This window comes from Parafrigoribacterium soli (assembly GCF_040227235.1).
Classification (GTDB): Bacteria; Actinomycetota; Actinomycetes; order Actinomycetales; family Microbacteriaceae; genus Parafrigoribacterium_A; species Parafrigoribacterium_A soli.
The window spans coordinates 182355-195237 of sequence record NZ_JBELNZ010000001.1 but is presented as its reverse complement, the minus strand read 5'-3'; the positions used below and the strand labels follow the sequence as shown (position 1 = coordinate 195237).

Genomic DNA, 12883 nt, shown 5'->3' with positions numbered 1-12883 from the left:
GGTCTTGGGTGGACGCAGAGAAACAAGGCGATAGCTATGTCCCGGGCGAGTTGACTCCGCCGACCGGGTAGTCGATCGTCCTCAGTGCTCCGCCACGGTCGGGGTGCCACATCCCCAGCTGAGAGGCGCGGCGGCTCGGATTCGAGCCCACCCAATGACGTGCGTATGCCGTCATGCGGCTACCGGGTGTGTGTGACAGACATCGGAGATTCCCGCCCTTGCCGCAAGCCACCATTAACGCGCGTCGACGCGTCGACGCCATCCTCCCTGCCCAGAGCCGCCGCGCACCGCGCAGCCTCCGCTTGCCGCGTCCGCTCGACGCGCTGCGAGCGGTGCGGCGCAAGGTCGCTCTCGGTTCCGCCCTGACGGCGCTGCTGCTTGCCGGTGGATACGCGGCACCCGCCTACGGGCAAGAGACGCAGGGTACTCCCGCGCTCGCCTCGCAGACCCTCAGGGTGCCCGCCGCTGCCGAGGCGGCGGCGGTGAGCCGTGACGCATATTCGATCACCTCGGCTCCGGGCCTGCAATGGCCGGTCAATCCCGGCAGCCGCATCGCAGACGGCTTCGGCCCGCGGGTCTCGCCGTGTTCCGGATGCTCGAGCTACCACGAGGGCGTCGACTTCGATGCCGGTTACGGTGCACCGGTCCATGCCATCGCGGCCGGGGTCGTCGTCGAGACCAGCGCCGCCGGCTACAGGGCGCTCGGTGTGCACGTGAGGATCCAGCACATCATCGGCGGTCAGGCCGTCACGAGCGTGTACGGCCACATGCAGACCGGATCCATGCGCCTTCGTGTCGGCGACGCGGTGGACGCGGGTCAGGTGCTCGGCCTCGTCGGCAGCACGGGTGCGAGCACCGGCGCGCACCTGCACTTTGAGATTCGTCTCGGCGGCGGCCGCGCCGTTGACCCGCTCGCCTGGATGCACGCGAAGCTCGGCTGAATCCCGGCACCGGAGGTCGGTGCCGCGGGTTAGCCTCGATGCATGGGCAGACAGGATGGCAGCCAGCGGCAGGTGAGCGCGGCATCCGTCGACAGCTCATCGGCCACGATCCTGCACGTCGACCTCGACGCGTTCTTCGCCTCTGTCGAACTTCTCGACCGCCCTGAGCTCGCGAATGTGCCGGTGGTCGTGGCGGGCAGGTCTGCGCGCTCCGTCGTCACCGCGGCCAACTATCCGGCCAGGAAGTTCGGGGTGCGTTCGGCGATCCCGCTCTCCCGTGCGATGCGGCTCTGCCCGCAGGCGGTCGTGCTCGAACCGCACTTCGAGAAGTATCGCCACTATTCGAATCAGGTCATGGCGATCTTCGACGACATGACGCCGCTCGTGGAACGACTCGGCATCGACGAGGCCTTCCTCGATGTCGCGGGCGCTCGCAGCCTGCTCGGGTCTCCAGCCGAGATCGGTGAGTTGCTGCGACGCCGGGTGCGCGAGGAGACGAGGCTCAACTGCTCCGTGGGTGCCGCCGCGACCAAGTTCGTGGCAAAGCTCGCCTCGGGCCGCGCCAAGCCCGACGGCATGCTCGTGATCCCCAAGGAGCAGACGCTCGCGTTCCTGCACCCGTTGCCGGTGGGTGCGCTGTGGGGAGTCGGCACCGCGATGGAGGAGGCGCTGACCAAACGGGGACTACGCACGGTCGGCGAGATTGCGGCCACGCCGCTCGCTGTGCTGCAGCGCGCCGTGGGGGAGGCCTCCGGTCGCAAGCTGCACGAGCTGGCGAACGGGATCGACCCTCGGCACGTGACGACGGACGTCATGGAGAAGAGCGTGGGACACGAGGTCACGTTCGAGGTGGACGAGCGCGACGGCGAACGGTTGCGCAGGGAACTGCTGCGCCAGGCGAACGCCGTGGCGGTGCGACTGCGCACGGCGGGCTGGGTTGGCCGCACCGTCGTGCTCAAGCTGCGCTTCTCCGACTTCCGCACGATCACCCGCTCACGCACGCTCGCCGAGCCGACGGACCTGGGCAGGCGCATCTACGAGGAGGCCAGCACCATCTACCAGGCGCTCGGCTCCGACGAGCCGATTCGCCTGATCGGCGTGCGGATGGAACAGCTCGCACCCGCCGCGGGCCAGCAGCTGGGCCTGTGGGAGACCGACGACGGCTGGCGAGAGGCCGAAGACACCATGGATGCGGTCAGCGCGCGGTTCGGTCGCGGCTCACTCGGTCCCGCCTCGCTGCTCAAGGCCAAGGCGCCGCGCGGAGACGCGCAGAACGCGCATCGGATCGACTACTAGGCCGCGTTACCTGGGCTTGTCGAAGGGCGCTCGACAAGCTCAGCGACCGGACTCGAGAATGGCGGCGGAGTGCGCGGGCATGGTGACCGTGCCGTCCTCCACTACGACCCCGGCATCCGTGACCAGCAGTATCGCGCCCGCGCAGGAGACGGCGGCGGGATCGTCGGCGAAGTTCACCACGATCGACACCTCGCCGCGGTGCAGCACGAGCCAGCGGGCATCCGCGTCGTACTCGACGAAGTTGTGGCCGAAGCGCGGATCCGTGAGTTCCGGGCGAATGCGGCGCAATTGCGCGAGCGCCTTGTACAGGACCAGGAGCTTCGCGTGATCGGGAGCCTCGAGCTCCGACCAGTCGAGTTTCGACCGTTCGAACGTTGCGGCGTCCTGAGGGTCCGGCACGACGGCCGGATCCCAGCCCATCTTCTCGAACTCCGCGATGCGTCCCTTCGCGGTGACCTCGCCGAGCTCCGGCTCGGGGTGCGAGGTAAAGAACTGCCAGGGGCTCGAGGCTCCCCATTCCTCGCCCATGAACAGCATGGGAGTGAACGGCCCAGCGAGCGTCAGCACCGCGGCGATCGCGAGGCGGCCGTAGTCGAGGGAGGCCGTGAGTCGGTCGCCCGCGGCACGATTGCCGATCTGGTCGTGGTTCTGATTCGCGACCACGAGCCGCCACGACGGCATGGTCTCCGTGTCGATCGGATGCCCGTGCTCGCGCTCGCGGAAGCTCGACCAGGTGCCGTCGTGAAAGAAGCCGCGCGTGAGCACCTTCTCGAGCGCGGAGAGCGGCGCGAAGTCGGCGTAGTACCCGCTCGTCTCACCGGTGACGGCCACGTGTACGGCGTGGTGGAAGTCGTCGCTCCACTGCGCGGTGAGGCCGTACCCGCCGGCCTCGCGAGGCGTCACGAGCTTCGGATCGTTGAGGTCGGACTCTGCGATGAGGCTGAGCGGGCGCCCCTGGAAGGCGCTCAGCGCATCCGCCTCTTCGGCGAGTTCCTGCAGGATGTGCTTGGGGCTCTCGTCGACCAAGGCGTGAACCGCGTCAAGCCGTAATCCGTCGACGTGGTAGTCGCGCATCCACATGAGCGCGTTGTCGAGGATGTAGCGGCGCACCTCAGGGGAGTCGAGGTTGACGGAGGCGCCCCAGGTGTTTGAGCTCTCCTCCCGCAGATACGGACCGAAGAGCGGGAGGTAGTTGCCGCTCGGACCGAGGTGGTTGTAGACGACATCCTGGATCACCGCGAGGCCGCGAGCGTGGCAGGCGTCGACGAAGCGCTGGTACGCCTCGGGACCGCCGTAGTTCTCGTGTACGGCGAACCACAGCACCCCGTCGTAGCCCCAGTTATGTGTGCCATTGAATGCGTTCACGGGCAGCAGTTCCACGAAGGCGACACCGAGCTTCACGAGGTGGTCGAGCTTGCCGATGGCGGCGTCGAGCGTGCCCTCCGGCGTGAAGGTGCCGAGGTGCAGTTCGTAGATCACGCCTCCGGCCAGCTGGCGTCCCTTCCAGTCCCCGTCCGTCCACCGGAACGCGCTCGCGTCGAACATCCGGGAGAGACCGTGCACCGACTCCGGCTGCCGCCGCGATCGAGGATCGGGCACCGGCTTCTCCGCGTCATCGAGCAGGAAGCCGTAGTCGTCACCGGCGGCTTGCGCACGCCACCAGCCGTCCTCGGTGGCCTCCATCGGATGCGGCAGTCCGCCCGCGAGCAGCGTCACCTTGCGCGCGCGCGGCGCCCACACCTCGAAGCCGTTCGTGTGCGCGTCATTCACGTCCGTGTCGTTCATGCTCATCGCATCCACCCCCGTGTCGTTCGTTCCCATGCCATTACCCCCTGGGTCGTTCATGTCGATTCCGTGCTCGGGATGAGGAGCGCGACGGGGTAGCGCGAGAGCACGTCCGCGAGCGGTAGCGCTCCACCCTCGAAGCGGCGCCCGGTGAGCACGTCGGTCAGCGGCCTGCCTGAGACTTCCACCGTGCTGTCGCCCCATCCGCCCCGGGCCGCGAGGCCGAGCGGCAGTCGTGTGGCGATGGTGATGGCGTCGCCGCGGTCGAACGCGATGGCATGACCGGCCGCCTCGCCGAAGGAGGGTAGGGCAGCGTAACGCGTGAAAAGCTCCTGACGGTCGCGGCGCAGGCGCAGGGCGCGCGAGGTGATCAGCAGCTTGGCCGCACCGGTCTCATCCACCGGCGGCAGCAGATCACCCTCGTCGATCGCGGTCAGATACAGCCTGCGAAGGTCGAAGTCGACGGTCCTGCGGTTGTCCGGATCCACGAGCGACTGCTCCCACAGCTCGCTGCCCTGATAGACGTCGGGAATGCCCGGCGCGGTCAACTGCACGAGTTTCGCGGCGAGTGAGTTGCTCCACCCGGGCGCGACCACGCGCTCGAGCAGCCCGTTGAGCACCTCCGCCACGCGCGGCTCGTCGAATGCGGCGTCGACCAGGGCGTGCATCCGGCGTTCGAAGTCCTCGCCCGGCGCGTTCCAGCCGGTCGAGTCTCCCGCCTCCCTCGCCGCCTTCTCCGCGTAGGCGTGAAGTCGCTCACGGCTCGCGGGCCAGGCCCCGAGAATCGCCTGCCAGAGCAGGCTCTCGAGCGGGCCGTCTCCGAGCGGCGCGATATCGCGCAGCGTCATGAGTGCGGCATCCCACTCCTCGGGGATCTCACTCAGCACGCTGATGCGTGCCCGCACGTCTTCGCCGCGCTTGGTGTCGTGCGTGGAGAGCGTCGTGAGCGAGGCCGGGAAGCCGGCCTGGCGCAGCTCCTGCCGGCGGTGAAACTCGTCGACCTCGATCGAGAACTCCGCGGGGTCCGCGCCCACCTCGGTGAGCGAGCCGAGGCGCGTGTAGCGGTAGAAGGCGCAGTCCTCCACGCCCTTGGCCATGACCATGCCCGAGGTCTGCTGAAAGCGAATGGCCGCCGGTTGCGATGGGTCACCGAGAATCGGCAGCAACGCGTCGATCTCGCTGGCGAGCTCCGGCCGGTGCTGCTTCGCGAGCTCGGCCGCCTCGGTCAGCTTGTCGCGCCCGAGCGGGAGGTAGGAGCGGTACACGGGAAAGCAGGCGAGCAGCTCCGCGATGGCGTCTGCCGTGCTTGAGATGGCACCGTGCGCGTCGGCCTTCGCCACAGAAACGCTCGCGCCGAGGTCGCGCTCGAGGCGCAGAACCTCGCTGCGCAGGATACCGTCGGCAACCGCTCGCTTGGTGTCGTGGATGAGCGCGGACCACGAGGGTGGCTCGTCGCTCGCCCGCAGCCGCGCGTCGAGAGCATCGAGACCGGCCTGGCCAGCCGGGTCGACGAACAGCCGGTCGATGTCGGCGAGAGCGTCGTAGCCCGTCGTGCCCGCTGCCGCCCAAGCGGTGGGAAGCCGCTCATCGTCCTCGAGGATCTTCTCGACCACCACGAAGGTTCCATCCGTCGCCTCGGCAAGGGCGTCGAGGTAGCCACCGGGGTCGGCGAGACCGTCCGGATGGTCGACGCGCAGCCCGTCCGCGAGCCCGTCCCTGATCCACCGGGCGATCTCCACATGCGACTCGTCGAAGACCCAGGGCACCTCGACGCGAATGGCGGCCAGGGTGTTCACGGCGAAGAACCGCCGGTAATTGAGCTCGGCATCCGCTCTGCGCCAGTCAACGAGCTCGTAGTGCTGGCGATCGTGCACGTCCCGCGCCGATGCCCCGTCGTCGGCAGTGCCGGGCGCAATGGGGAAGCGGTTGTCGTAGTAGCGCAGCTCGCCGTCCACGATGCTGAGCGCGTCGAGCTCTTCGCCCGAGTCACTGCCGAGCACCGGAATGCGCACCCTGCCGCCCCCGAATTCCCAGTCGATGTCGAATGCCTCTGCAAAGCGCGACTCGCGACCGTGGCCGAGCACGTCCCACCACCAGGCGTTAGCCGCGGCGCTCGCAACACCCATGTGGTTGGGCACGATGTCGATGAGGATGCCGAGCCCGCGTTCCCGCGCCGCCGCGGCCACCGTTTCCAGGCCCTCGCGGCCACCCCTGGCCGGGTCGACGAGGCTCGGGTCGATGACGTCATAGCCGTGATTCGAACCCGCCTCAGCCTTGAGCAGCGGCGACAGGTAGAGCCAGTCGGCACCGAGCTGGTGCACGTAGTCGGCGATATCGGCGACCTTGCCGAGGTCGAAATCGGCCGTGACCTGCAGGCGGTAGGTGGAGCGGGGGAGTCGCATCAGGCCTCCTCCGGAACGGCAGCGGTGCTGCCGTTCGCGAGTGCGATGAGCGACGCCGCAACCGAGTGGTCGGGTTCGGCCTCCACTCGTGCCCAGGTGCGCAACACGACGAGCGACTTCGCCTGAACCGGCAGCGTGTCGCCGGCCGCACGAGGGGTCGCATCGGCGGCGACGCCGGCGGTGTCCACCACGACCTCCCACGATGGCGAATACACCTCGGGCGGCAGGGTGAACTCGACCACGTCGTCGTGCGCGTTGAACAGCAGCAGGAAGTTCACGTCGACGATGCGTTCGCCGCGGCCGTCCCTGCCGGGGATGCCCTCGCCGTCGAGGAAGACGCCGATCGAGCGGCCGAAGCCGGCCTCCCAATCCTCGGGTCCCATCTCCTCGGCACTCGGTGTGAACCAGGTGATGTCGGGCAGCGGTTCGCCCTCTGTCCTGCGCACCGGACGTCCGTCGAAGAACTGCTTCCTGCGGAAGGTGGGATGCTCCTGCCGCAGTCGCGCGAGCGCCGCGACGAATTCGATGAGCGGCTGGTCAGCCGTGTCCCAGTGCACCCAGGTGAGCTCGGAGTCCTGTGCGTAGGTGTTGTTGTTGCCCTGCTGGGTGCGGCCGAGCTCGTCCCCGTGCAGGATCATCGGCACGCCCTGGGAGAGCAGCAGCGTCGCGAGGAAATTTCTCTGCTGCCTGGCGCGCAGGGAGAGCACGGCAGGGTCATCCGTGGGTCCCTCGACGCCGGAGTTCCAGGAGCGGTTGTGCGATTCGCCGTCGTTATTGTCTTCGCCGTTGGCCTCGTTGTGCTTCTCGTTGTAGGAGACGAGGTCGGCGAGGGTGAATCCGTCGTGAGCGGTGACGAAGTTGATGGATGCGACCGGGCGCCTGCCGTCCCGCTCGTAGAGGTCGGCCGATCCGGTGAATCGTGACGCGAACTCGTCGAGGGTGGCCGGCTCGCCGCGCCAGAAGTCGCGCACGGTGTCGCGATACTTTCCGTTCCACTCCGTCCACTGCGGCGGGAAATTTCCGACCTGGTAACCGCCGGGGCCGACGTCCCACGGCTCGGCGATGAGCTTGACCTGCGAGACGATCGGATCCTGCTGCACGAGCTCGAAGAAGGTCGACAGCTTGTCGACGTCGTAGAACTCGCGGGCGAGGGTGGAGGCAAGATCGAAGCGGAAGCCATCGACGTGCATCTCGGTGACCCAGTAGCGCAGCGAATCCATGATCAGCTGCAGAGAGTGCGGGTGCCGCACGTTGAAGGAGTTCCCGGTGCCCGTGTAGTCCATGTAGTACTGCGGGTCGTCATCCATGAGCCGGTAGTAGGCGGCGTTGTCAATCCCCTTGAACGACAGCGTCGGGCCGAGATGGTTACCCTCGGCGGTGTGGTTGTAGACCACGTCGAGGATGACCTCGATGCCCGCGTTGTGCATCGCGCGCACCATGCCCTTGAACTCCTGCACCTGCTGACCGAGGTCGCCGGTGGAGGAGTAGCTGTTCTGCGGCGCGAAGAATCCGATGGTGTTGTAGCCCCAGTAGTTGCGCAGACCCTTCTCGAGCAGGCCGGAGTCCTGCACGAACTGGTGCACCGGCATCAGTTCGATCGCCGTGGCACCAATGCGTTGCAGGTGTTCCACGATGGCCGGATGCGCGAGACCCGCGTAGCTTCCGCGCTGCTCCTCCGGGATATCCGGATGTAGCTGGGTCAGTCCCTTGACGTGCGCCTCGTAGATGACGCTCTCGTTGTATGGCACGCGCGGATGCCGGTCCCCGGCCCAGTCGAAGAACGGGTTCACCACGACCCCGAGCATCATGTGCGCGGCGGAGTCCTCGTCGTTGCGGGAGAGCGGATCGCCGAAGTTGTAGGAGAACAGCGCCGGTTCCCAGTCGATATCGCCACAGGTGGCCTTGGCATAGGGGTCGAGCAGCAGCTTATTGGGGTTGCAGCGCAGGCCCTTCTCGGGCTCGTAAGGGCCGTAGACCCGGTAGCCGTAGCGCTGTCCTGGCTGAACCTGCGGCAGGTAGGCGTGCCAGACGAAGGCGTCGACCTCGAGCAGTTCCACCCTGGTTTCGGTGCGGTCTTCGTCGAAGAGGCACAACTCAACCCTCTCCGCAGCCTCGCTGAACAGCGCGAAGTTGGTGCCGCTGCCATCGAAAGTGGCACCAAGCGGGTAGGCGGTTCCTGGCCAGGTTTCCATCGTTCTCCTCGTCCGGGAGGGTCGAACTGACACCCTTACGGGGGTAGAACCTCCGGCGCAATACTACGAAGTTAGGCTGGGAAGATGACTGAACCTGCCGGATCCAGCCCGGATAACCCCATCGACAGCCCCACCCCCTGGGTGGCGAAACAGATCAGCGCCTATCTCGAGACCAACGGCGAGGAGCCCGACTTTCGTGGCGGAACCCCGCTGCTGCTCCTCACGGTGAAGGGACGCAAGTCCGGCCTCTGGCAGCGCACAGCGCTCATCTGCGGTGAGGTCGACGGAAACTACCTGGTCGTGGCGTCCATGGGCGGCGCCCCGAAGCATCCGATCTGGTACCTCAACCTGAAGGCGAATCCCGAGGTGCGCATCCAGGTGAAGGACCGCGTGATGACGGCGATCGCCCGCACCGCGACGGCGGAGGAGAAGCCCGCGCTGTGGGACAAGATGGTCGGGATCTACCCCGATTACGCGGATTATCAACTGAAGACGGATCGCGAGATCCCGGTCGTCATCCTCGAACCGGTGGAGTAGCCCGCGACTATACTCGGCAGTGAACACGGGAGTCCGGTGAGCCGGGCTGAGAGGAAGCTTCTCCAAGCTTCGACCGTCGAACCTGATCTGGATCATGCCAGCGCAGGGAGGCATTCTCTCCGGGTCGCGTACATCCTGTCGCAACCCGCACCCGTGCCCTCTTTCACCGAAAGGGCACGACAAGTGCAGACAACCACAACCACAACCACCGAAACGCCAACCCCTCTCGCGAGACGCGCGACCTACCGCTGGCGGGTGGTCGACATCGTCGTGGCGAGCGTGCTCGGCGTCGCGAGCGGCATCATCTTCTGGGCCTGGGGTCTCGCCTGGACCCCGCTCAGCGGCCTTCTCTCGTTCACGCCCGGCCTTGAGGGGCTGCTCGCGGGCGGATGGCTCTTCGCGGGCGTTCTCGGCGGTCTCGTCATCCGCAAGCCCGGCGCTGCGCTCTTCACCGAACTCGTCGCGGCGGTCGTCTCCGCGCTCATCGGCACGCAATGGGGCTTCTCGACCCTGATCTGGGGCTTCATCGAGGGACTCGGCGCCGAGCTCGTCTTCGCGATCTTCCTCTACGGCAGCTGGCGTCTGGGGGCAGCACTCATCGCGGGCGCGGGCGCCGGGGTTGCCGTGGGCATCCTCGACACGAGCTTCACGAGCTATGCGGCGCTCGAATTCGGCTTCAAACTCATCTACTTCTTCTCGGCGGTGGTCTCGGGCATCCTCCTCGCGGGGTTGCTCTCCTGGCTGGCCGTGCGCGGGCTCGCGAAGACGGGCGCGCTCAGTAGATTCGCCGCGGGGCGCGAGAGCACCGCAGCGGTCTGATCGTGCCGTCTTCCGGTTCCCCCTCCGCGGGCGCTCTCGTCAGCGCCCGCGGGTGGGGCTGGCGCCACGCTGGGCGGCTGCGACCCGCCGTCTCCGGGCTCGACTTCGAGATCGAACCGGGGGAGCGGGTGCTGCTGCTCGGCGCATCCGGAGCGGGCAAGTCGACGCTGCTGAGCGCCCTGGCCGGCGTACTCGGCGGAGACGACGACGGAGACCAGGAGGGCGAACTTCTGGTCGACGGACGACCGCCGGCGGAGGCGCGCGGTCGAACGGGCCTCGTGCTGCAGGACCCGGACTCGCAGGTCGTGCTCGCCCGCGTCGGTGACGACGTGGCCTTCGGATGCGAGAACCTCGGTCTTCCGCGGGAGGAGATCTGGCGCCGGGTCGGCTCCGCTCTCGACGCTGTCGGGCTCGGCCTTCCCCTCGATCACCCCAGTTCCTCGCTGAGCGGCGGCCAGAAGCAGCGCCTCGCCCTCGCGGGCGCGCTCGCGATGCGGCCGGGGCTGCTCCTGCTCGACGAGCCGACCGCCAATCTCGACCCCGAGGGCATCGCGGAGGTGCGCGACTCGGTGGCCCGCGCCGTCGAGGACCGGATGACGACCCTCGTCGTGATCGAACACCGGGTCTCGGTGTGGGCCGACCTCGTGGACCGTGTGATCGTGCTGGGCGCCGGCGGCGGCATTCTTGCCGACGGGCCGACGGGCAGAGTGCTGTCCGCCGAGGGGGAGCGGCTCGCCGCCGCCGGGGTGTGGGTGCCCGGGTTCCCCCCGCGCCTGCCCTCGCGCGTGCCGGGCACCGCGCCAGCCCGTGACAACCTCCTCACCGCGGCCTCCCTCGGCATCGGGCGCCCTGCTCGCCGCAGGCAGCCGGATGCCGAGGTCCAGACCGCGGGCATCGCCCTGTCCGTCGACGCTGGGCTCGCCACCGCGATCACAGGGGTGAACGGGGCGGGAAAATCCACCCTCGCTCTCACGCTCGCGGGACTGCTGCCGCCGGCATCCGGCTCTGTCGAGGCGAGTGACTCGCTCGCCGGCGGCGCGGGACCGCACCCGCACGCGTGGAAGTCGCGCCAGTTGCTCACCCGCATCGGCACCGTGTTCCAGAACCCCGAGCACCAGTTTTTGGCGGCCACGGTGCGCGCCGAGCTGGCGATAGGCCCGCGAGCCCTGGGGCTCGCCGATGCCGAGGTGTCCGAGCGGGTCGATCGGCTGCTGGCGCGACTGCGGCTCGACGCGCTCGCCGGGGCGAACCCCTTCACCCTCTCCGGCGGCGAGAAGCGGCGGCTCTCGGTGGCCACCGTGCTCGCCACGGCTCCGCGAGTGCTCGTGCTCGACGAGCCCACCTTCGGGCAGGATTCTCGCACCTGGCAGGAGCTGGTCGCACTGCTCGCGGAACTGCTCGAAGCGGGGAGCGCCGTCGTGGCCGTCACTCACGATGCCGACTTCGTCGACGCGCTCGCCGACGTGGAGCTGCGTCTCGAACCGAGACTCGGGGCGCACTCGGCGTTCCTCGGCGCAACGGCCGCGGTGGTCAGCCGATGAGCGTGGTCACGCCCACCATCGCCGCGTCTGCGGTCGCGAGGATCAATCCCGTCGCGAAGCTTCTGGCAGCGGTGATCCTGAGCGTCGCCCTGCTGCTCTCCATCGACTGGATTTCGGCGGCGGTGGCGCTCGGTCTTGAGGCCGTTCTGCTGTTCTGGGGTGGACTGAGCCTGCGCACGTTGGCCCTGCGCACCGCACCGCTCTGGATCGCCGCCCCCCTCGCGGGAATCACAACTGTGCTGTACGGCCGCGACGACGGTGCGATCCTGTGGCAGCTCGGCTTCGTGAGCGTGACCGACGGTTCCCTCACGCTCGGCGTGGCGATCGCGCTGCGCATCCTCGCGATCGGCCTGCCGGGCATCGTGCTGTTTGCCACGACCGACCCGACTGACCTGGCGGATGGGCTGAGCCAGGTGCTGCGTCTGCCCTCGCGCTTCGTCCTCGGCGGCCTTGCCGCGCTGCGCCTCGTAGGAGTACTCATCGAGGACTGGCGGCAGCTCGCCTTCGCGCGTCGCGCGCGCGGGGTGGGCGACAGCGGCCGGGTACGCCGCTTCGGTGGTCAGGCCTTCGCGCTGCTCGTCATCGCGGTGCGCCGCGGCAGCAAGCTCGCCACGGCGATGGAGGCGAAGGGTTTCGGCTCCGACATCCCAAGGAGTTGGGCCCGCCCGTCGCCCTTCGGCGCTCGCGAACTGTTCATGATCGGCATCGGTGTGGCCATCGCGGTGATCGCGATCGCGGTCGCGGTCTCGCTCGGGAGCTGGGAGTTCGTGCTTGCCTGACGCCGACCCGAATGCCGTGCCCGCGGATGTCGACGCGCTCGTGCACCGCATCGCCGCATCCGCCGCCCGCCCCGTCGTGTTGCTCGACGGCCGCTCCGGCTCGGGCAAGACGACGCTCGCCGTCGCGATCGCGGCGGCCTATCCGGGCGGGGTGTCCCTGGTGCGCCTGGAGGACATCTACCCTGGCTGGGACGGGCTCGAGGCGGCGAGCGAGCAATTGCGCGAGAACGTGCTCGAGCCGCTCGCGCGCGGCGCAGAGGCGCGCTGGCAGCGTTGGGACTGGACCGCGGATGCCCCTGCCGAATGGCACCCGGTCGACGCGTCGCGCCCCGTGCTCATCGAGGGCTGCGGCGCCCTGAGCCGTTCCCATCGTGCGTTGGCCAGTTTCGCTCTCTGGGTGGAGCTCGACTCGCAGGAACGCAAGCGTCGTGCGCTTGCCCGCGACGGAGAGGCCTACCGGCCGTTCTGGGACCGCTGGGCGGCTCAGGAGCGCGAGTTCATCGGTCGCGAACATCCGCGGTCTCTCGCCGACTTCGTCGTCGACGGCCGCACGGTCGCCGGCGCCTGAGTTCGCACGCGGCGACGAAGGGT

The 12883-nt window shown here is 68.5% G+C and carries 10 protein-coding genes; 7 read left to right on the top strand and 3 right to left on the bottom strand.

Annotation, left to right across the window (positions count from 1 at the left end; translation table 11 throughout):
- Nucleotides 1-302: 302 nt before the first annotated feature.
- On the top strand, nucleotides 303-941 hold the full coding sequence (locus ABUA37_RS00970) for a M23 family metallopeptidase (protein ID WP_349897232.1): 639 nt from the start codon (nucleotides 303-305) through the stop codon (nucleotides 939-941).
- Nucleotides 942-983: 42 nt separating this feature from the next.
- Entirely contained in the window at nucleotides 984-2237 is a 1254-nt protein-coding gene (dinB, locus tag ABUA37_RS00965; protein WP_349897231.1) for a DNA polymerase IV, read from the top strand.
- A 39-nt stretch (nucleotides 2238-2276) separates the two neighbouring features.
- Here dinB and treZ read toward each other — a convergent pair whose 3' ends face one another.
- From treZ to glgX, 3 genes are read right to left on the bottom strand one after another with little or no spacing between them, the layout of a single operon-like run.
- Nucleotides 2277-4022 carry a malto-oligosyltrehalose trehalohydrolase gene (treZ, locus tag ABUA37_RS00960; protein WP_349897869.1) on the bottom strand — a complete coding sequence of 582 codons (1746 nt, stop codon included), beginning with the start codon at nucleotides 4020-4022 and terminating at the stop codon, nucleotides 2277-2279.
- 56 nt (nucleotides 4023-4078) lie between these two features.
- Nucleotides 4079-6424 (bottom strand): malto-oligosyltrehalose synthase, encoded by a 2346-nt coding sequence (gene treY, locus ABUA37_RS00955; RefSeq protein ID WP_349897230.1) that lies wholly within the window; start codon nucleotides 6422-6424, stop codon nucleotides 4079-4081.
- Nucleotides 6424-8616 (bottom strand): glycogen debranching protein GlgX, encoded by a 2193-nt coding sequence (gene glgX / locus ABUA37_RS00950; RefSeq protein WP_349897229.1) that lies wholly within the window; start codon nucleotides 8614-8616, stop codon nucleotides 6424-6426. The genes treY and glgX overlap by 1 nt, the downstream gene beginning before the upstream one ends.
- An 84-nt stretch (nucleotides 8617-8700) precedes the next feature.
- Between glgX and ABUA37_RS00945 the strand changes: the two genes are divergently transcribed.
- From ABUA37_RS00945 to ABUA37_RS00925, 5 genes are all read left to right on the top strand, one after another.
- Nucleotides 8701-9153, top strand: a complete 453-nt coding sequence (locus ABUA37_RS00945; protein ID WP_349897228.1) for a nitroreductase family deazaflavin-dependent oxidoreductase — start codon at nucleotides 8701-8703, stop codon at nucleotides 9151-9153.
- 183 nt (nucleotides 9154-9336) lie between these two features.
- Complete coding sequence (locus tag ABUA37_RS00940) at nucleotides 9337-9972, top strand: ECF transporter S component (RefSeq protein ID WP_349897227.1); 636 nt, start codon at nucleotides 9337-9339, stop codon at nucleotides 9970-9972.
- Nucleotides 9972-11513 (top strand): ABC transporter ATP-binding protein, encoded by a 1542-nt coding sequence (locus ABUA37_RS00935; protein ID WP_407075339.1) that lies wholly within the window; start codon nucleotides 9972-9974, stop codon nucleotides 11511-11513. The genes ABUA37_RS00940 and ABUA37_RS00935 overlap by 1 nt, the downstream gene beginning before the upstream one ends.
- On the top strand, nucleotides 11510-12292 hold the full coding sequence (locus ABUA37_RS00930) for an energy-coupling factor transporter transmembrane component T family protein (protein ID WP_349897224.1): 783 nt from the start codon (nucleotides 11510-11512) through the stop codon (nucleotides 12290-12292). The genes ABUA37_RS00935 and ABUA37_RS00930 overlap by 4 nt, the downstream gene beginning before the upstream one ends.
- Entirely contained in the window at nucleotides 12285-12860 is a 576-nt protein-coding gene (locus ABUA37_RS00925) for a nucleoside/nucleotide kinase family protein (protein WP_349897223.1), read from the top strand. The genes ABUA37_RS00930 and ABUA37_RS00925 overlap by 8 nt, the downstream gene beginning before the upstream one ends.
- Nucleotides 12861-12883: the final 23 nt, after the last annotated feature.

What these genes read in the sequence shown, in the direction of transcription:
- dinB (WP_349897231.1), top strand. Translation starts at nt 984, where the DNA reads ATGGGCAGACAGGATGGCAGCCAGCGGCAGGTGAGCGCGGCATCCGTC.
- glgX (WP_349897229.1), bottom strand. Translation starts at nt 8,616, where the DNA reads ATGGAAACCTGGCCAGGAACCGCCTACCCGCTTGGTGCCACTTTCGAT.
- ABUA37_RS00945 (WP_349897228.1), top strand. Translation starts at nt 8,701, where the DNA reads ATGACTGAACCTGCCGGATCCAGCCCGGATAACCCCATCGACAGCCCC.
- ABUA37_RS00930 (WP_349897224.1), top strand. Translation starts at nt 11,510, where the DNA reads ATGAGCGTGGTCACGCCCACCATCGCCGCGTCTGCGGTCGCGAGGATC.
- treY (WP_349897230.1), bottom strand. Translation starts at nt 6,424, where the DNA reads ATGCGACTCCCCCGCTCCACCTACCGCCTGCAGGTCACGGCCGATTTC.
- treZ (WP_349897869.1), bottom strand. Translation starts at nt 4,022, where the DNA reads ATGAACGACACGGACGTGAATGACGCGCACACGAACGGCTTCGAGGTG.